Annotated in this window: 17 protein-coding genes; 9 read left to right on the plus strand and 8 right to left on the minus strand. The window is 63.2% G+C overall.

What is annotated here, in order from left to right:
• The first annotated feature begins 30 nt into the window (after positions 1-30).
• Complete coding sequence (locus M2366_RS16800; protein ID WP_042039999.1) at positions 31-777, plus strand: SDR family oxidoreductase; 747 nt, start codon at positions 31-33, stop codon at positions 775-777.
• 105 nt (positions 778-882) lie between these two features.
• Here M2366_RS16800 and M2366_RS16805 read toward each other — a convergent pair whose 3' ends face one another.
• Positions 883-1,464: a hypothetical protein gene (locus M2366_RS16805; RefSeq protein WP_042039998.1), complete on the minus strand. Its 582-nt coding sequence runs from the start codon at positions 1,462-1,464 to the stop codon at positions 883-885.
• A gap of 61 nt (positions 1,465-1,525) precedes the next feature.
• On the opposite strand from M2366_RS16805, the gene M2366_RS16810 reads away from it, so the two are divergent.
• Together M2366_RS16810 and M2366_RS16815 are read left to right on the plus strand one after the other, a co-directional pair.
• Entirely contained in the window at positions 1,526-1,687 is a 162-nt protein-coding gene (locus tag M2366_RS16810) for a hypothetical protein (protein ID WP_157013861.1), read from the plus strand.
• A 20-nt stretch (positions 1,688-1,707) separates the two neighbouring features.
• Positions 1,708-2,859 (plus strand): iron-containing alcohol dehydrogenase, encoded by a 1,152-nt coding sequence (locus M2366_RS16815; protein WP_259270212.1) that lies wholly within the window; start codon positions 1,708-1,710, stop codon positions 2,857-2,859.
• A 133-nt stretch (positions 2,860-2,992) separates the two neighbouring features.
• On the opposite strand, the gene M2366_RS16820 is transcribed toward M2366_RS16815, so the two are convergent.
• From M2366_RS16820 to M2366_RS16830, 3 genes are all read right to left on the minus strand, one after another.
• A complete protein-coding gene (locus M2366_RS16820) occupies positions 2,993-3,619 on the minus strand; it encodes a glutathione S-transferase family protein (protein ID WP_259270213.1) in 627 nt (208 codons plus the stop codon).
• A 102-nt stretch (positions 3,620-3,721) separates the two neighbouring features.
• Positions 3,722-4,990, minus strand: a complete 1,269-nt coding sequence (locus M2366_RS16825; protein ID WP_259270214.1) for an O-acetylhomoserine aminocarboxypropyltransferase/cysteine synthase family protein — start codon at positions 4,988-4,990, stop codon at positions 3,722-3,724.
• Between the two features lie 111 nt (positions 4,991-5,101).
• On the minus strand, positions 5,102-5,278 hold the full coding sequence (locus M2366_RS16830; RefSeq protein ID WP_157013858.1) for a hypothetical protein: 177 nt from the start codon (positions 5,276-5,278) through the stop codon (positions 5,102-5,104).
• Positions 5,279-5,378: 100 nt separating this feature from the next.
• Between M2366_RS16830 and sgrR the strand changes: the two genes are divergently transcribed.
• The 4 genes from sgrR (at position 5,379) to M2366_RS16850 (ending at position 10,733) form a co-directional block, all read left to right on the plus strand.
• Positions 5,379-7,091: an HTH-type transcriptional regulator SgrR gene (gene sgrR / locus M2366_RS16835; protein ID WP_259270215.1), complete on the plus strand. Its 1,713-nt coding sequence runs from the start codon at positions 5,379-5,381 to the stop codon at positions 7,089-7,091.
• A 147-nt stretch (positions 7,092-7,238) separates the two neighbouring features.
• On the plus strand, positions 7,239-9,416 hold the full coding sequence (gene katG / locus M2366_RS16840) for a catalase/peroxidase HPI (RefSeq protein ID WP_259270216.1): 2,178 nt from the start codon (positions 7,239-7,241) through the stop codon (positions 9,414-9,416).
• 183 nt (positions 9,417-9,599) lie between these two features.
• On the plus strand, positions 9,600-9,995 hold the full coding sequence (locus M2366_RS16845; protein ID WP_042039991.1) for a thioesterase family protein: 396 nt from the start codon (positions 9,600-9,602) through the stop codon (positions 9,993-9,995).
• A gap of 30 nt (positions 9,996-10,025) precedes the next feature.
• On the plus strand, positions 10,026-10,733 hold the full coding sequence (locus M2366_RS16850; RefSeq protein ID WP_259270217.1) for a hypothetical protein: 708 nt from the start codon (positions 10,026-10,028) through the stop codon (positions 10,731-10,733).
• Positions 10,734-10,795: 62 nt separating this feature from the next.
• Here the strand turns inward: M2366_RS16850 and M2366_RS16855 are convergent, their stop codons facing one another.
• Positions 10,796-11,548: a lipase secretion chaperone gene (locus tag M2366_RS16855; RefSeq protein WP_224431839.1), complete on the minus strand. Its 753-nt coding sequence runs from the start codon at positions 11,546-11,548 to the stop codon at positions 10,796-10,798.
• Entirely contained in the window at positions 11,545-12,456 is a 912-nt protein-coding gene (locus M2366_RS16860; RefSeq protein WP_042039989.1) for a triacylglycerol lipase, read from the minus strand. Before M2366_RS16860 ends, M2366_RS16855 begins: the two co-directional genes overlap by 4 nt.
• Before the next feature lie 214 nt (positions 12,457-12,670).
• On the opposite strand from M2366_RS16860, the gene M2366_RS16865 reads away from it, so the two are divergent.
• Positions 12,671-13,114 (plus strand): DUF2753 family protein, encoded by a 444-nt coding sequence (locus M2366_RS16865; RefSeq protein ID WP_224431840.1) that lies wholly within the window; start codon positions 12,671-12,673, stop codon positions 13,112-13,114.
• 30 nt (positions 13,115-13,144) lie between these two features.
• Complete coding sequence (locus M2366_RS16870; protein WP_042039985.1) at positions 13,145-13,762, plus strand: superoxide dismutase; 618 nt, start codon at positions 13,145-13,147, stop codon at positions 13,760-13,762.
• 248 nt (positions 13,763-14,010) lie between these two features.
• Here M2366_RS16870 and M2366_RS16875 read toward each other — a convergent pair whose 3' ends face one another.
• A complete protein-coding gene (locus M2366_RS16875) occupies positions 14,011-14,787 on the minus strand; it encodes a vancomycin high temperature exclusion protein (protein ID WP_224431841.1) in 777 nt (258 codons plus the stop codon).
• Positions 14,788-14,989: 202 nt separating this feature from the next.
• On the minus strand, positions 14,990-17,734 hold the full coding sequence (locus M2366_RS16880) for a collagenase (protein WP_259270218.1): 2,745 nt from the start codon (positions 17,732-17,734) through the stop codon (positions 14,990-14,992).
• Positions 17,735-17,750 lie beyond the last annotated feature (16 nt).

Genomic DNA, 17,750 nt, shown 5'->3' on the forward strand with positions numbered 1-17,750 from the left:
CCGATTTGAATAGCAGCCAAGGAGGCTCAGATGATTGCAATGGTAACGGGCGCCTCGTCCGGTTTTGGTGAGGCGATCAGCCGCGCGCTGGTACAGGCGGGTCACAAGGTGATTGGCACAGGACGGCGCGCCGAGCGTCTGGCAGCCCTGGCCGATGAGCTGGGTGACAGCTTTCTGCCGCTGGTGTTTGACGTGCAGGACAAGGCGGCCACTCGCGCCGCCCTCGAGGGATTGCCCGCAAGCTGGAGCGAGGTGGATCTGCTGGTCAACAATGCCGGTCTGGCCCTGGGGCTGGCACCGGCCCACCAATCGGATCTTGATGATTGGGAGCAGATGATAGCCACCAACATCAGTGGCCTGACTCTGGTCACCCGGCTGCTGCTGCCGGGCATGGTGGCGCGCAACCGCGGCCATGTGATCAATATCGGCTCCATCGCGGGCACCTACCCCTATCCGGGTGGCAACGTCTATGGCGCCACCAAGGCGTTCGTGAAGCAGTTCAGCCTGAATTTGCGTGCCGATCTGGCCGGCTCGGCGGTGCGGGTCACCAATGTGGAGCCCGGCCTGTGCGGTGGCACCGAGTTCTCCAACGTGCGCTTCCATGGTGACGATGCCAAGGCGGCGACCGTTTACCAGGGGGTACAGGCTATCTTGCCAGAAGACATCGCCAATACGGTGCTCTGGATCGGCGAGCAGCCCGCCCACGTCAATATCAACAGCATCGAGATCATGCCGGTGGCCCAGACCTTCGGCCCCCTGCACATCAGCCGTGGCTGAGGGGTCACAGGTATTGCGTTGACCAAACAAGAAGAGGCACCCCAGGGTGCCTCTTCTGTTATGCGGACTGATGTTGACGGGCGATGGGAAGCGCTCGCCCGGGGGTTATTTCTGGGCTGGCGCTATGCTGATCCCCACCGCCTGGGTCTGAATTGCCTTGATCTGATCGCCTTTTGCCATCAGGGCAAACTGATCCGGGTTCTGGACCTTCACGACGACGGTGTGATCCACACCTTTGACGGTGACCGTTTGCTGCTGTTTGTCGAGAGCGATGATGTCCCCATAGAGGGTGACCTTGGCGCCAACGCCCGCCTCTGGGGTCTGACCCGCGGCGGCTTTATCCGCAGCCACTTCCACGATGCGCTTTCTCACCCCGGCGGTGCCTTTGAGCAGCTCCAGATCCAGCATCTGCAGGTACTCCAGCGTGATAGTGTCACCGACTTTGAGGCTCTGCAGGTTGGTGACCTTGTCACCGGCCACTATGTCGAACAGATCCCCTGCGGCATTCTTCAGGCTGACCTTGCGGCTTGCCATGTCGATGGCGGTGACGGTCGCTGAGGCGGTCATGACCTCCATCAAGTTGGCCTTACCTGGCGCGCTCAATACTTCGGCAGTGAGCTCGGTTGCCTGGGCCAGGCCGGTCGAGAGGGTGAAGAGGGCGGCAATCCATGCATGCTTCAATTTCATTTTTAACACCTCATAGCTGGGAAGTAGTGGCAAAGCGGGCCTCTGTGAAAGATGACGCGGCATGATGCTTATTTACCGGAGTCTTGCCCTGAACGACCATAACAGAGTCGCGCTTGGCTACCTCATTGAGATTGGTGACAATCTTCATTTTGATGGTCAGCTCTCGTTTTTTGACCTCATGGGGCGGCAGGGGCACAATGACGGCACAACGCTCCCCGTTTGACCATCTGTGAGGATCCTGCCTTGTACAACTTTCAATACTCGAATCCGACCCGGGTCTGCTTTGGCGAAGGCCAGATTGCCAGCCTGCCCGACCTTATCCCGGCAGGCAGTCGCATGCTGGTGCTCTATGGCGGTGGCAGCATCAAACACAACGGCGTCTATGACCAGCTGGTGGCTGCGCTAACGGGTCTGGACTGGCAAGAGTTCTCCGGCATAGGCGCCAACCCCCAGTACGATCAGCTGATGGAGGCGGTCGCCCTGGTGAAACGCGAGGGGATCGATTTCCTGCTGGCCGTGGGTGGCGGCTCCGTGGTGGATGGCAGCAAGTTTGTCGCTGCCGCCGCCTGTTATCAGGGCGAGGATCCCTGGGACATATTGAAGAGCAATGCACCTTTCGAGCACGCTCTGCCCCTTGGCTGCGTGCTGACCCTGCCCGCTACCGGCTCGGAGAGCAATCCCGCTGCCGTGGTGAGTCGGGGCGATGCCAAGCTCTCCTTCTACAATCCGCTGGTGCTGCCGCAATTTGCGGTGCTCGATCCCACGACGACTTACAGCCTGCCAGTGCGCCAGGTGGGCAACGGCGTGGTGGATGCCTTCGTCCATATCCTGGAGCAGTACCTCACCTTCCCGGTCGGGGGGGATGTGCAGGATCGACTGGCCGAGGGCTTGCTGCAGGTGCTGATCGACAATGGCCCCCTGGCCCTGTCCGAGCCGCAGAACTATCAGGTGCGCGCCAACATCATGTGGGCGGCCAGCCTGGCCCTCAATGGCCTGATCGGCCGCGGTGTGCCCCACGACTGGTCCACCCATGCCATCGGTCACCAGCTCACCGCCCTGTACGGGCTGGATCACGCCCAGAGCCTGGCGGTGGTGTTGCCCTCCCTGCTGCGGGAGCAATCTGCCCAGAAGCAGGAGAAGCTGTGCCAATATGCCAAGCGGGTCTGGCAGGCGAGTCGGGAGGACAAGGCGCTGCGCATCGAGGAGGCCATCATCCGTACCGAGCAGTTCTTCCAGCAGATGGGCGTCGGCACCCGCTTGTCGGATTACGGCCTCAACGAGAGCTGCATTCCGGCCATCTGCTCCAACCTCAAGCGCTTCGAACTGACGGCGCTGGGTGAGCATCAGGACATAGATCCGGACAAGGTGGCGCGGATCCTCTCCCACGCCCTCTAAGCCCGGGCGCTGGAGCCAAGGGGGAGAGGTTGCCAGGATCTTCCCTGTGCACTCAGATCCCTCGGCTCCCGAGCTGAAAAGAGAACGCCCCGCATTCGGGGCGTTTTGCATGTTGTGGTGGCGTGCCGGGGGCTCAGGCGCTCTGATCCAGCTCGCGTTCCAGGGCTGCCGCCTTTTGACGGGCCGGATGGGTATTGAGGCGTTCCCAGTAGCTCTTAAGGTGCGGGAACTGGGCCAGCTGGCCGCCCTGGGCCAGCAGATCGACCAGGAAGGAGTTCATGATGTCGGCGCCGGAGAGGCGATCCCCCACCAGATAGTGGCGAGTCGCCAGCACCTCATTGAGATAGCCCAGCACCTTGGCGCACTCCACCTGGGCGTAGCCCGGCAGGAAGCGCATCGGGCTGCCATCCTTGCGCACGAACATGTCCAGCAGCAGCGGCAAGATGCCTGAGCTCTCGGCGAAGTGGAGCCACTGCAGGTAGTCGGCGTACTCCGGGCTCTCGGGATCAGGAGCCAGGGTGTGGGGAGCATGGCGGGCGATCAGGTATTCGGTGATGGCGCCGGATTCTGCCAGGATCCGCCCGTCAAACTCGATGACAGGGGATTTGCCAAGGGGATGAATGGCCTTGAGCTCGGGGGGGGCCAAAAAGGTAGCGGCATCGCGCTGGTAGGCCTTTATCTGGTAAGGCAGCCCCAGCTCTTCGAGCAGCCAGATGATGCGTTGGGAGCGGGACTTGTTCAGGTGATGCAGGACTATCATGGGAACCTCGATGGGGTGGCGGAAGGGCATGATACGCGCCGGCGTGGTGACTGGTTCACCGGCAGACAAAAAAGAGCGGGCAGATGCCCGCTCTGTACTGATTCAGGCCGCCAGCGCCTGATCCAGATCCGCCAATATGTCTTCGATGGCCTCGATCCCCACCGACAGCCGGATCATCTCCGGCTTGACCCCCGCCTTTGTCTGTTCCTCCTCGCTCAGCTGGCGATGGGTGGTGGAGGCGGGGTGGCAGGCCAGGGACTTGGCGTCGCCGATATTGACCAGTCGCTTGAAGATCTTGAGCGCATCGTAGAAGCGCACCCCGGCCTCATACCCTTCCTTCAGACCGAAGGAGAGGATGGCCGAGGGGCGGCCGCCCATGTACTTCTCCGCCAGCGGATAGTGGGGGTGATCCGGCAGGCCGGCGTAGCTGACCCAGGCCACCTTGGGGTGATGCTTGAGGTGGTGGGCGACCCGCAGGGCGTTGTCCACGTGGCGCTCCATGCGCAGGCTCAGGGTCTCCAGCCCCTGCAACAGCAGGAAGGCGTTCATGGGGGCCAGGGCCGCACCGGTATTGCGCAGGGGCACGGTGCGCACCCGGCCGATGAAGGCCGCAGGGCCGAAGGCGTCGGTGTAGACCACCCCGTGGTAGGAGGGCTCCGGCTGGGTGAGCTGGGGGAAGCGTTCGGCGTGATCCGCCCAGGGGAACTTGCCCGAGTCGACGATGACGCCGCCCAGCGAGTTGCCGTGACCGCCCACGTACTTGGTGAGGCTGTGCACCACTATGTCGGCGCCGTGCTCGATGGGCTTGCACAGCACCGGGGTGGCGACCGTGTTGTCGACGATAAGCGGCACGCCACGGGCGTGGGCCACCCTGGCGAAGGCCGCCAGATCGACGATGTTGCCCGCCGGGTTGCCGATGCTCTCGCAATAGACCGCCTTGGTCTTGTCGTCGATGAGGGCGGCGATGGCCTCGGCGCTGTCATCCCTGGCAAAACGCACCTCGACCCCGAAACTCGGCAGCATGTGGGCGAACAGGGTGTAGGTGCCGCCGTAGAGCTGGGGGGTGGAGACGATGTTGTCGCCGGCGGCGGTCAGCGCCTGAATGGCGTAGGTGATGGCGGCAGACCCCGCCGAGACCACCAGCCCGGCGATGCCCCCCTCCAGGGCGGCCATTCGCTGCTCCAGCACGTCGTTGGTGGGGTTCATGATGCGGGTGTAGATGTTGCCGGGCACCGCCAGGTTGAACAGATCCGCCCCGTGCTGGGCGCTGTCGAACTCGTAGGCCACCGTCTGGTAGATGGGCACGGCCACCGCCTTGGTGGCGGGATCGTGGGAAAAGCCGTGGTGCAGGGCCAGGGTCGCATCTTTCATCACACACTCCTTGTTGGACGTCGTCGCCATTATGGATGGATAGACGTCCAATCTAGCAGGCCCTCACTCGTTGTAAACAGACCGTATTGGCAAAGCTATTGCGCATCTCTGCTACAGGCGGCGACGGTACTCCTTGTCGTCGATCTGGTGCATGTCCCACTGCATCAGGCGATTGAGCTGGGCCATGGGATCTTCCACCAGCGACAGTGGGCGGGGCAGGATCCGCTTGAAGTAACGGCGCATCCCTTGCTGGATCCGGCTTGGTTTGAGGGGCTGTACTGAGTTCATTTGAGTGCTCCTGTGCTGTGGTTCTCACGTTCGCCAGCAGTATTGAGCTAAAATGCGGAAGTAAAAACTGACGACTTAGCCAACCAGGATTTCCTCTTTTATGACCAGCCCCCGTCTCTATCAGCATTTTCAGCGTCTGAGCCGCCTGCTTGAGGCGGATCGACTGGAACTCAGCCTGGCCGAGGTGGCCGAGCTGCTCTGCTGTACTCCCCGTAACGCCCGGCTCTTGCTGCGACGCATGGAGCAGGAGGGGTGGCTCAGCTGGTCGGCCCGGGCCGGGCGTGGCAAGCGATCCACCCTGCAACTGCTCGACAGCCAGGAGGGATCCCTGCAGCGCAGATTGCGGGCTCTGCTGAGCCAGGGCCAGCTCGCTCAGGCCATGGCGTTGGCGGGGGAGCGGCTCGATCTGGTCACCCCCTTGCTCTATGAGCAGCTGGGTCAAGCGACCCGGGAGGGGCGTCAGATCCTGCGAGTACCCTATTACCGGCCACTGCCTGGCCTGCTGCCGAGCGGCCCCCTGCGTCGTTCCGAGGTGCATCTGGCCCGTCAGCTGTTCAACGGCCTGACCCGGCGAAATGAGGAAAATGGGGAAATCGAGGGGGATTTGGCTCACCACTGGGAGCTGTTGAGCCCCTGTCATTGGCGTTTTTATCTGAGGCCTGCGGTGCGCTTTCACCATGGCCGGTCCCTGGATATCCAGGATGTGATCGACAGCCTGGCCGCGCTCGGGGATCGCCCCCTGTTCCAGCATATCGTCGGCTTTGATCACCCTTGGCCGCGTACCCTGGACATACACCTCGCCAACCCGGATCCCTGGCTGCCCCATCTGCTGGCCGAGCCCATGGCTGCCATCTTGCCGCGGGAACTCAAGGATCAGCCCGGCTTTGCCCTGCGCCCGGTCGGCACAGGTCCCTACAAGGTTGGCGCCAATGATCCCTTGCAGCTCCGGCTGACCGCCTTCGATGATTACTTCGGTCTGCGTGCCCTGCTCGACGAGATAGACATCTGGATGCTGCCCGAACTGGCGGAGCGGCTGGAGAGCCACCTGCGCCTCGGCAGCGACAGCCCCGAGCTGGGTACCATGCAGGGTGAGTCAGAACTCGAGTCCGGTTGCTACTTCTTGTTGCAAGATGACAGGTCAGCGGCCCTGGCCGATCTCTCCCTGCGGCGCTGGCTGCTGACCCTGCTCAATCCGGTCGCCCTGATGGCCAGGGTGGCCCCCGAGTTGCAACGGGGCTGGACCAGTGCGCTAGGCTTGCTACCCCATTGGCGTGAAGCCTTGCCGCCACCTCAGCCCGAACCCGCGGCCCTGCCAAGGCGACTGGTGCTGGCCTGTTTCAACCAGCATCTGGAGTTTCACGAGTGCGCCGGCGCCATGGCCAGCCTGCTGGCAGAGCGGGGCATCGCGCTGGAGGTGCGTACCCTGGATTACGGTCGCTGGGTCAGCGGCGAAGATGAGGATGTTGATCTCTGGCTCGGCACCCTCAACCTGGAGCATGAAGGGCCTTTCGCCCCCTATGCCTGGCTGCAGGGGACCCCCCTGTTGCAAAGGGTCTGGAGCAAGCAGAGCGCCCTGTGGCAGGGGCTGGCCGCCTGGCGTGCATCTGGTCATGAGTCCGGGCCACGGCTCCTGCTCGCCCGGTTGCAGCAGCAAGCCTGGTTTGTGCCGCTGTTTCACCACTGGTTGGAGCTGGAGAGCCGGGTCGGGGTGCACGGGGTGCGCATGACGGCGCTGGGCTGGTTCGATTTTCGCAGTGCCTGGCTGCGGCCCGAGCTGGCGAACGGAGCCGCCGAGGAGGAGGGCACGGCTTAGCTCGCGGCGCGCATTGTTGCCGCCGCCCCTCCTGACTATTATGTTGCGTCTCAAAAAGCCAGGAAGGGGTAGGGGGATCACAGAAGAGATCATCCTCATGTGCCATGCTGATTCTGGTTATGGAAAGCAGAGCAAGTGAGGAAAATGATGAGCAACAATTCAGAACATTCCCAAGGACGATGCCCGGTCATGCACGGAGGCAGCACGACGACCGAGATGGCCAATATGGAGTGGTGGCCCAAGAGCCTGAACTTCGACATCCTTCATCAGCACGATACCAAGACCAACCCCCTCGGGCCCGACTTCGACTACCGCGAAGAGCTCAAAACCCTGGACGTGGCCGCCCTCAAGCAGGATGTGATCGCCCTGATGACCGACAGCCAGGATTGGTGGCCGGCAGACTGGGGCCACTATGGCGGCCTGATGATCCGCATGGCCTGGCATGCCGCCGGTACCTATCGCATCGCCGATGGCCGTGGCGGTGGTGGCACAGGCAACCAGCGCTTCGCGCCGCTCAACTCCTGGCCAGACAACGCCAACCTGGACAAGGCCAGGCGCCTGCTGTGGCCCATCAAGCAGAAATACGGCAACAAGATCAGCTGGGCGGATCTCATCTTGCTGGCTGGCACCCTGGCCTATGAGTCCATGGGGCTCAAGACGTTCGGCTTCGGTTTCGGCCGCCAGGATATCTGGCATCCGGAGAAAGATATCTATTGGGGTGCAGAGAAAGAGTGGCTGGCACCCAGCGACAACCCCAACAGCCGCTACTCAGGGGTGCGAGACCTCGACAACCCGCTGGCGGCGGTGATGATGGGGCTCATTTACGTCAATCCTGAAGGGGTGGATGGCAACCCGGACCCACAGAAAACGGCGCAAGACATTCGCGTCACCTTCGCCCGCATGGCGATGAATGATGAAGAGACGGTCGCCCTGACGGCCGGTGGCCACACCGTCGGCAAGACCCACGGCAATGGCAGCGCCAAGCAGCTTGGTCCTGAGCCGGAAGGGGCCGAGATTGAGGATCAGGGGCTCGGCTGGCTCAACAAGACCAGCAGAGGCGTCGGCCGCGATACGGTCACCAGCGGCATCGAAGGGGCCTGGACGACGCAACCGACCCGCTGGGACAACGGTTACTTCGATATGCTGTTCGGCCACGAGTGGACCCTGACCAAGAGTCCGGCAGGGGCCTGGCAGTGGATACCCATCGACATCAAGGAAGCGGACAAGCCGGTGGATGTGGAGGATCCCTCGATCCGCTGCATGCCCATCATGACCGATGCCGACATGGCCATGAAGGTCGACCCCGAATACCGCAAGATAGCCGAGCGTTTCCGCGATGATCCTGCCTATTTCTCGGATACCTTCGCCCGGGCCTGGTTCAAGCTGACCCACCGGGATCTGGGGCCCAAGGCGCGCTATCTGGGACCTGATGTGCCGGCAGAGGATCTGATCTGGCAGGATCCTGTGCCTGCTGGCCGCAGTGGCTACGACATTTCGGCCCTCAAGGAGCAGATCCGCAACTGTGGCCTCAGCGTAGGGGAACTGGTCGCCACCGCCTGGGACAGCGCCCGTACCTTCCGTGGCTCGGACATGCGCGGTGGCGCCAACGGTGCCCGCATCCGCCTGGCGCCCCAGAAAGAGTGGCAAGGCAACGAGCCCGCCCGACTGGCCAAGGTGCTCAAGGTGCTGGAACCCATTGCCGCGGCCGCCAAGGTGAGCGTGGCGGATGTGATAGTGCTGGCGGGCAATGTGGGCGTCGAACTGGCGGCCAAGGCGGCCGGGGTGCCGGTGACAGTGCCCTTCTACCCGGGTCGCGGTGATGCCAGCGAGCAGATGACGGACGTCGATTCCTTCGAGCCCCTTGAGCCGCTGCACGATGGCTATCGCAACTGGCTGAAGAAGGAGTACCTCGTCAGTGCCGAGGAGCTGATGCTGGATCGCACCCAGCTGATGGGGCTGACCGCCCATGAGATGACGGTGCTGGTCGGGGGCATGCGGGTGCTTGGCACCAACCATGGCGGTACCCGGCACGGGGTCTTTACCGAGCGTGAAGGGGCGTTGACCACGGACTACTTCGTCAACCTCACCGACATGGCCAATCTCTGGCATCCCACCAGCAAGCAGCTCTATGAGGTGCGGGATCGCAAGAGTGGCAAGGTGAAGTGGACGGCGACCCGGATCGACCTGGTGTTCGGCTCCAATTCGGTGCTGCGTGCCTATGCCGAGGTCTATGCCCAGCACGACAGCAAGGAGAAGTTTGTGGGTGACTTCGTCGCGGCCTGGAATAAGGTGATGAATGCGGATCGCTTCGACCTGATAAGCTAAGCTCGACCTCATTGCCCCGCACACTACCCTGTGCGGGGCATTTTTTTGTCTGCCACATACCTTGATATGGCGCAGTGACGTCGTCTGACCAGGGGCATCCCTGTCCTTTGAGGCCGGATATCGGTAACATCCTGTCAGCCGATGATGGCCAGCCCCCGCTCATCCACTGACAAGGAGTCACCCATGCTGGAAATGCAGATCTTCCCCCGTTTTCAGGAGACGGATGCCCTGGGGCATATCAATAACACAGTGCCAGCGGTCTGGTTCGAATCGGCGCGGGACCCCCTGTTTCGCATCTTCTCCCCCGAGTTGGATGTCCATGACTGGCATCTGATCATCGCGGGCTATACGGTGCAGTTCAAACGGGAGCTGTTCTACGGTCAGCCGGTGCTGATCAAGACGGGGGTGAGCCGTATCGGCAGCAGTTCCTTCACCCTCTGGCAGGAGGCCTGGCAGGAGGGCGAGCTGGCGGTGACCGGTGAGACGACCCTGATCCATTTTGACTACCAGACCCGCCAGTCCGTGGCGCTGAGCGAAGCGCAGCGGGACGGGCTCAGGAGCTGGTTACTCGAGCGTTAACCTTGGCCATTGGCCAATCACAGGATATCTATGCGCAAGATCCTCATCGCCCTGACCTTGGGGTTAGGTTCACTGCCCGCACTGGCGGCCTCTCTCGCACAACAGTTCACCCTGATGGAGCAAGGTGCCCAAAGTGCTCTGGATACCCGGCTGTTCAGTCATGACGGTGTCGAGATCCAGGCCTGGATAGATGGCCCCCCGGTCATCATTGCCGTGCCCATTCGTGACGAGCAGGGCAAGCTGGTCGGCGAGAGCCGTTACTACTTCAAAGGCGGCAAGCTGTTTGGGGTCAAGGAGCCCGAGGCCCAATTTGGCTTCGATGAGCAAGGTGCCCTGACCCAGTGGCTGGATGCCAAGGGTGAACCGGCCGAGTTCGTCAGCAAGATGAGCATGCAGCAGCGTGAAGCCTGGCTTAGCAAGCGCGCCACCGAGCTGACCGCGCTCTTTGCCTTGAGTCCGGGGGAGCTGCGTCTGGCCAAAGGGGATGCCAGCATCAAGCTCAAGGGGGCGGAGCTCGCCCACTGGCTGTGCAACGACAAGCTGATGGCTCTGACCGGTGGGGACAAGGTGACCTCGGAGCAATCCGGGCTCAAGGTGAGCGAAGAGCAGGTGGTGGGGGCCGTCAATCTGCGCCTCGATAAAGGCTGGCAGCCGCTCTCCCTGCGCTGCGATCTGCAGGCCGGACGGGTCACTCGCCTCACCTGGCAGCCCTTGCCCGGAGCCAACAAGCCGCAGTGATGATGCTCGCCGTGCGGCGACGCTCTTTATCACAATGACAGAGGGGCCCCAGGGCCCCTCTGTCATTGTGAGGGGGTCTGCGCTTGGCGCAGCCGGGTCAGGGCCGCCACCCGGCGCCACTGCTGCTCGGGAAACCATGACGCCAGCAACTGCTGGCGGGTCTGGGGATCCGGGTCTGTCATGGTCGCCAACGCTCCCAGATAGCCATCGAGTTGCCGTTCGAAGTGTTGACTATCCTGGTCGAGTTGCTGCAATCGGCCCTGTGCCTCGGGTCCGACCCGTTCCAGCATGGCGAGACGCCGGGCCTCGGGGGGCAGGTGCGCCATGTGCTGCAGATCGCTTATCAGCCGGCCATTGGCCTCCGCCTCCTGAAACCAGTCCGGCTGCTCGGCGAGCCAGATGTCGAGCGCCTCCCCAAGGGCCGCCTGCTCGGCGGGACTCGCCTCGGCCAGCCCCTTGCGCCTCAGGGTCCACTGCTCCATCAGCCTCTCCTCACCAAACAATCTGGCCTGCTCCTGGGGGGTGAAACTGCGTTGGCGCAGTTGCTCGCGGGAGTCGAACAGCTGGCTCAGGCTGGCGAGATCCGGGGCCTGGGGCAGGGCCAGTCTGGCCTCTTGCTGGAGAAATGCCTGATAGCGCCTCAGCAGGGGATCCGCGATGGGTTGACCGCTGGCGAGGTGCTCGACGAGCTGTTGGCGCAGGCTGGATGGGTCGGGAGCCGGGGGCTTGTCCTGCCCCTGGTTCAGCCAATAGCCGAGCAGGCCGAGCAACAGGCTGGCTATCGCCAGTGTCAGCAGCCTTGTGTTGCTCTTCACAGTCCCATCTCCTTGAGGCGGTTGGCATGTTGACGGTAGAGGCTGACCGGATCCGTCTCGAACAGATGATGGATGCCAAATGATTGATTCACTTCGTCCAGATGGTTCATCCGGTAGCCGGTGCCAATCACCTTGCCGAGGTGGCTGCTACAGACCCCCACCAGACCATCATTGGCCTCGCTGAAGAAGGTGCCGGTGAGCACCAGGGCCGGATCCACGGGATCCAGGATATTGGTCAGGTTGCCGCGCCCGCTCCAGGAGAAGTAGTAGACACCGTTATCGGCGCGCAGGGGCCCCTCGCCACAGTAGCGGCTGGGCAGGCCTTCCGGGTAGGCGGCGTTGAAGCGGGCAGCCCCTGTACTGGTGAGGGCATCCAGGGCTGCGAGAGGATCCTGAGGCAGGGTGGCGGTGCCGGACAGCAGGGAGATGACCCCGGACAGGGCGGAGGCGGCGGAGGCCGCCAGCGCTTCCCCGGCCGAGCCGGGGAGGACTCGCATCCGCACCTTGTCCGCTATCTCTGAGCCGAAGTTGACGCCGCCGACGCTGGTGGCCGAGGCGACCAGTTCGGGGGCGACCGAGGCCACGTAACGAATGGTGGGGCCGCCGTGGGAGTGGCCGATGAGGTTGACCTTGTCGGCACCGGTCACGGCCAGCACTTGCTGCACCTGGGTCAGCAACTGCTCGCCCCGCAGCTCCGAGCTGGCGGTGGCAGAGACCTGGGCGACATATACCTTGGCGCCATCCCGACCGAGGGCCTGGGGGATCCCGTAGAAGTAATCCACCCCCAGCAGCTTGTCGAAACCGAACAGGCCGTGGACCAGCACTATGGGGTAACGGGTCTGGGTATAGCCGCTCGCCTGACCCAGCAGGGGCAGGGCGCAGAGCAGCAGTAACAACCATCTCTTCATATCAGCATCCTTGTTGATAGGGTCATGGACCACGTCCGGCATCATGCCAGTCCGAGCAGCATGGCTTCCGCAGGGGAACCGGGCTGTGCGGGGGATCACTAAACGGTCAGCCTCGGTCGTGGCTCCCCCATATGGGGTTGGCCGGGTCTGCTTGTTTCCTGCGGATTAGTATGAAATGATAATTAATATCATTCAACTTGTGGGTGGAGCAGAGATGGCGAGACAGGATCCCATGGCCCAGTGGCGGCAACATACCCGGCTGGCGAATCACCACTTTGCCGAGGGCAATCACCTGGCGGCTCTGCCCGGTTACCGGCAGGCCCTGCGCCTGGCCGAGCAGCAGTTGTTGAGCTGGCAGGATGCGGATGAGGTGGTTGCCGCCCTGGTCGTCGCCTGTCATAACCTGGCCGACCTGATGATGGCCATGGGTGAGGAGTCGAATGCCACCACCTTGCTCTGTCAGGCTCACCAACAACTGCTGCAGCTGTCCCATTCACCCTCTTGTCGCAACGCACTCAGGGTGGCGGCCCTCAATCACAGTCGCCACACCCAGATGGAGCTGCTTGCCTTCCTGCGCAAACGGGGACCCAACGTCGTCATCCAGGCCTGCCTCGACCAGTGCCATTGTCAGGGGCGCAGCGCCCACACTCTTCATTGATCGCCCATTACCCAGTCGCAAGGAGTTGCCATGAATCATGTCCTGCCCGCTCTGCCCTATGCCTATGATGCACTCGAGCCCCACCTGGATGCGCTCACCATGGAGATCCATCACAGCCGCCACCATCAAACCTATGTGAACGGTCTCAACGCCGCCCTGGCCACTGCGCCTGAGTGGGCAGACAGGCCCCTCGAGCAACTGCTGCGCGGCATCGACAGCCTGCCCGCCAGCCTGCAAGGTGCGGTGCGCAATCATGGTGGCGGCCACGCCAACCACAGCCTGTTCTGGCAGGTGATGAGCCCTCAGGGGGGCGGCCTGCCAGAGGGGGAGTTGCTGGTGGCCATCGAGCGGGATCTCGGCGGCTTCGAAGGGTTCACCAAGTTGTTCACCCAGGCGGCTCTAACCCGCTTTGGCAGTGGCTGGGCCTGGCTGGTGGTCACCCCGGCTGGCAAGTTGCAGGTCGAGAGCAGCGCCAACCAGGATAGCCCGCTGATGCTGGGATTGACCCCGGTGCTGGGTCTGGATGTGTGGGAGCATGCCTACTACCTCAAGTACCAGAACAAGCGCCCGGACTACATTGCCGCCTTCTATGAGGTGATCGACTGGCCGCAGGTGGCAGAGCATTATCGACAGGCATTGGCACGTTAAGCAGGCAGTGCCAAGTCTGCTGTGAGCCCATATAGCAAGGCCCGCCGAGGCGGGTCTTTCTCTTGCTAGCTGATGGCATTGAGTCGAATCAATCGGCCAGAGTCGCACTCGCCGCCGAAGGCGGGATCAGCTTGTTGCTGGCCAATGGCTGCAAGGGTGTGAACCGGGTCACTCGACCTGGGTCGCACTCACTGCCGAAGGCGGGATCAGCTTGTTGCTGGCCAATGGCTGCAAGGGTGTGAACCGGGTCACTCGACCTGGGTCGCACTCGCTGCCGAAGGCGGGATCAGCACCTGCTCGCCACTGGCCAGGGGCTCGGTTGGCAACGGCAGGCAGGGCTGGCTCAGCCCCAGGGTGCTGAGCGGGCGACAGGGGATGGGCTCGCCAATATTGACAGGCTGACCGAGAAACTTGGGGCCCTTGTCGAGGATATAGAGATCGAGCAGCCCCATCAGCCGGGCGAAGACTTCACGCACACGGGTGCGGATGCCCTGATAGGCGCTGGGATCTTCCGCATTGAAGCCAACCGCCTCTATGCCGAAGTGGCGGGCGATGAAGATGGCGCGTTCATTGTGGAAGGCTTGGGAGACCACGGTGAAGCGCTCCTGACCGAACACCTCCCTGGCGCGCACCATGGAGTCCAGGGTGCGAAAACCGGCGTAATCGCTATAGATGGCTTTGGCGGGAATCCCCGCCTTGATCAGGGCGCGGCGCATCTGGCGCGGCTCGTTGTACTGCAGGGTTGCGTTGTCGCCTGAGACCAGGATGTAGTCCACCTTGCCGTTGTTATAGAGCGCGCTCGCCGCCTTGATCCGGGTCTGGAAATATTGATTGGTGCCGCCGCCGACCAGGTATCTGGAGGTGCCAAGCACCAGGGCCACTCTGTTGTAGGGCACCTTGTCGACATCGTCATAGGTGTATTGACGGCTCCCGGACACGGCCCACTCCCCGTAAACCAGCAGCAGGGCGGCAGAGCCCAGCAACAGGCAGAGGCAGATGAGCAGTATCTTGCGAAGCTTCGTCATGGGCGGTCAGAGTCTGGCTTGAGGGTGAAACAGCGTGGCCGTCATTCTATTACATCTTGGTTGCCCCCGTCATGGGCAATGGCCTTATTCGAGTGGGCAGCAGCCTGTACCTGTCGCAGCACATCGTTTCTAACCCCTTGATAGAGTACGAAACTTGTGCAAAGGGGCAGCGATGGCTGCCCCTGTTTGCTAACCCTCATCCTCAATGAGCGGAGTCGTTCGCCTTGCACTCGTCGGACTCCTTGTTGGACTCCCACCAGGGCAGCAACTCGCGGCCGAGCCACTGCTGGTAGGCCTCGCTGTCGCTTGCGATAAGCGCACCTAGCTCGGCCTCGAAGTCGCTCATCGCCTGCTGCTGATTCGGGTTGCGCAGGGCCTGGGCCATGGCCTGCCAGCTGGCACCGCGACCGGTCTCGCTGAGGAAGCGATGCACCGTATAGGACCAGGAGTAGACCAGCTCGCCCCCCTTGTCGTAATCCAGATGCAGTATGTCGGCCAGGCTCGGTCGTTCGGCCGCCGGGCGACCGGCGACGTTGTCCATGCCACGGGCGAAGCATTGACCGTGGGCGATGAACTCCGCCAACCCTTCCGACCACCAGGTGGTGCGGTTGAGGGGGTAGTGGCCGAAGCTGCCGTACTGGTTGAAGCGGCCATCCAGGTAGTGGACGTACTCGTGGCGCAGGTTCCACACCTGGAAGGCCGGGCGCTTCCACTCGGCCTCATAGGCGAAGAAGCGGGCCTGGTTGCCGGGACGGGCCGGATCCCCTTCGATGTAGATGCCGCCGTTGTCGGTGGAGACACCACCAAACAGGGCGCTGCCGTAGCGCTTCCAGTCGGCGGAGGAGTCGAAGATCACCAGCTCCAGTGCCTCGTTGAGATCGTCCGCCACCGGCTGCCAGCCGGTTTCCAGCTGCCGATGGAACTGCAGCTCCTCGGCCCCCAGCTCGCGGCAGATGCCGTCGGCCTCGGCCTGGCTCAGCTGCTGGGCCCGCAGGCGCAGGGTCGGCGAGCAGGTGTGCTCGAACGGCAGCACATCCTCCAGCCGGATCGGGGTGCAGAGTCCGGCAAAGTCACCGCTGATGCAGGCCTCGCCGGTGCGATCCGTGTAGGTCAGGTAGTAGGTGGAGAGGGTCAGCGACATGTCGTCCAGCAGCGTCTGGCTCTGCTGGCCACCCGGGATCAGGCCGTGATGACGGATGAGCGCGATGACTGAGCCATCCAGCAGGGTGCGATAGCCTTCGCTCTCGTCCGGACGGGTATAACGGGCGACCCGGTAGAGGCGGGTATAGGCATCGAGCACGTTGTTGAGCAGGAACAGATCCGCTCCGTCCCGTCCTTGCCACAAGGCGAGCTCGCTCATGGCGAGGGCGTGCAGCTGTTTGCGCAGCTCGCCATCCTGCTGGCGGAAGTCGGCGGCGAAGGCGTCGCTATGGTCACTGGCGAAGTCGAGGAAGTTGAGCAGATCGAACAGGCCGGTGGCCCAGGCATGCTGACCATTGATCTCGCTGGCGTGGCGGGTGCTATAAGCCAGCATCTGGTTGAACTGGCCGAGCAGGGTGCCGAAACGGCTCTGCAGCGCCGGGCTCTTGAACTGGCCATGGAGGGCTATGCTCCAGGCCCCCATGACGGCGCCCACCTCATCGCTGGCCTGCTCCGGGTAGAGCAGCGGATGGGCGCCTAGCGCGGTCAGGGCCTCGGCCAGCGCCTCGGCGGCGGCCGGGCCATCTTCCTTGTGCTTGCCATGGTTGTGATAGTTGTGGGCGCGCACATATTCCAGCAGCAGCTTCATGGCCGGATGGGCGGGCTGATTGGCCGCCAGCAGACTCTGCATGCCCCGCGACACCGCCAGCAGCTTGCGGTCGTCGTGGCCATAGTTTTCCTGCCAGACGGGAGCGGGCTGGCCGCTGGCATCCTGCACTATCCTGGCGGCCTCGGCATCCAGCAGATCCGTGCCCGGCTGCTCCGGCTCGGCGCAGGGGCGGCCATCGGCGCGGTGGCAATCGAGCTGCTCCTCCTTGCTGGCCAGCACTATGGGGCGATTGAGCACCCGACTCTCCTGCCATGCGCTGGTGTCCGGCAGGGCCTGCCACTCGCTGCCACCGACCGGGAATTGATAGCCGCTGTCTTTGAGCACCACCTGCACCTCGCTGCCGGCGGGCAGGATCTGGCGGCACACCCGGTAGCTGATGGTGTTGTCCCCCTCCTGGCGGGTCTGGGGCTCATCGCACTCCTGTTGGGTCTTGCTCTCGCCGAGCTGCCAGCTGTACTGACGCCAGAGGTGCAGCTCGCGGATCTGGCTGGCGGCCTGACTGCCTGGCACGGGTTGCAGGCGGAAGAAGATCTGCTCGAGGCGGCCATCCCGCTCATTGGGGGTCTCCTCCAGCACGCTGAGCTGTTGCCAGTCTCGGGGCTGGTACTGCCAAAGCTGCTCGGCGCAGCGCCCCTCGGTATTGAGCTCGCAGCGATCCAGCTCCTGCTCGCTGTGACCCAGTATGATGCGCTCGGGGAGCGGCAGACTGTCCTGACGCGGGGCGGTCGGGGTGCCCGTCAGCGGTTCCCAGCGGCCCTGTTTCAGGCCGTAGCCAAAGTCATAGCTGCTGGCCGGGATGGCCTTGCCCAAAGGCACCACCTCCTCGCAGCTGCGATAGCGGATCTGCCAGCCCTGCTCAATCCTGAGCTGGGGCTCGCCGCAGGCTTGCTCCGCCAGAGCACTGAGGTCGCTATCGTTCCAGTCGAAGCGGCGGTAGACCCTCAGTTGCTGATAGGGGGCATTGTCATCGCGAGCGCTGAGCTCGTAGGTCACTTCGGTGACCCGATCGCTCAGCTGGCGGCTGGATTCACCGTTCAGCCGGTACTCTTGCCAGTCGGGGGAGTAGTTGGCCAGTGCCGAGGTGGCGAGCAGGCCGGGAGCTGCCAGGAGCAGCAGCCTTGTACCCAGATAGTTCATTGTTATCCCTTTGCGT

It is taken from the genome of Aeromonas sp. BIGb0405, from assembly GCF_024807335.1.
Taxonomy (GTDB): domain Bacteria; phylum Pseudomonadota; class Gammaproteobacteria; order Enterobacterales; family Aeromonadaceae; genus Aeromonas; species Aeromonas rivuli.

Coding starts and splice junctions, on each gene's coding strand:
- M2366_RS16800 (WP_042039999.1), top strand. CDS start 31: ATGATTGCAATGGTAACGGGCGCCTCGTCCGGTTTTGGTGAGGCGATC.
- M2366_RS16805 (WP_042039998.1), bottom strand. CDS start 1,464: ATGAAATTGAAGCATGCATGGATTGCCGCCCTCTTCACCCTCTCGACC.
- M2366_RS16810 (WP_157013861.1), top strand. CDS start 1,526: ATGATGCTTATTTACCGGAGTCTTGCCCTGAACGACCATAACAGAGTC.
- M2366_RS16820 (WP_259270213.1), bottom strand. CDS start 3,619: ATGATAGTCCTGCATCACCTGAACAAGTCCCGCTCCCAACGCATCATC.
- M2366_RS16825 (WP_259270214.1), bottom strand. CDS start 4,990: ATGAAAGATGCGACCCTGGCCCTGCACCACGGCTTTTCCCACGATCCC.
- M2366_RS16830 (WP_157013858.1), bottom strand. CDS start 5,278: ATGAACTCAGTACAGCCCCTCAAACCAAGCCGGATCCAGCAAGGGATG.
- sgrR (WP_259270215.1), top strand. CDS start 5,379: ATGACCAGCCCCCGTCTCTATCAGCATTTTCAGCGTCTGAGCCGCCTG.
- katG (WP_259270216.1), top strand. CDS start 7,239: ATGAGCAACAATTCAGAACATTCCCAAGGACGATGCCCGGTCATGCAC.
- M2366_RS16845 (WP_042039991.1), top strand. CDS start 9,600: ATGCTGGAAATGCAGATCTTCCCCCGTTTTCAGGAGACGGATGCCCTG.
- M2366_RS16850 (WP_259270217.1), top strand. CDS start 10,026: ATGCGCAAGATCCTCATCGCCCTGACCTTGGGGTTAGGTTCACTGCCC.
- M2366_RS16860 (WP_042039989.1), bottom strand. CDS start 12,456: ATGAAGAGATGGTTGTTACTGCTGCTCTGCGCCCTGCCCCTGCTGGGT.
- M2366_RS16865 (WP_224431840.1), top strand. CDS start 12,671: ATGGCGAGACAGGATCCCATGGCCCAGTGGCGGCAACATACCCGGCTG.
- M2366_RS16870 (WP_042039985.1), top strand. CDS start 13,145: ATGAATCATGTCCTGCCCGCTCTGCCCTATGCCTATGATGCACTCGAG.
- M2366_RS16875 (WP_224431841.1), bottom strand. CDS start 14,787: ATGACGAAGCTTCGCAAGATACTGCTCATCTGCCTCTGCCTGTTGCTG.
- M2366_RS16880 (WP_259270218.1), bottom strand. CDS start 17,734: ATGAACTATCTGGGTACAAGGCTGCTGCTCCTGGCAGCTCCCGGCCTG.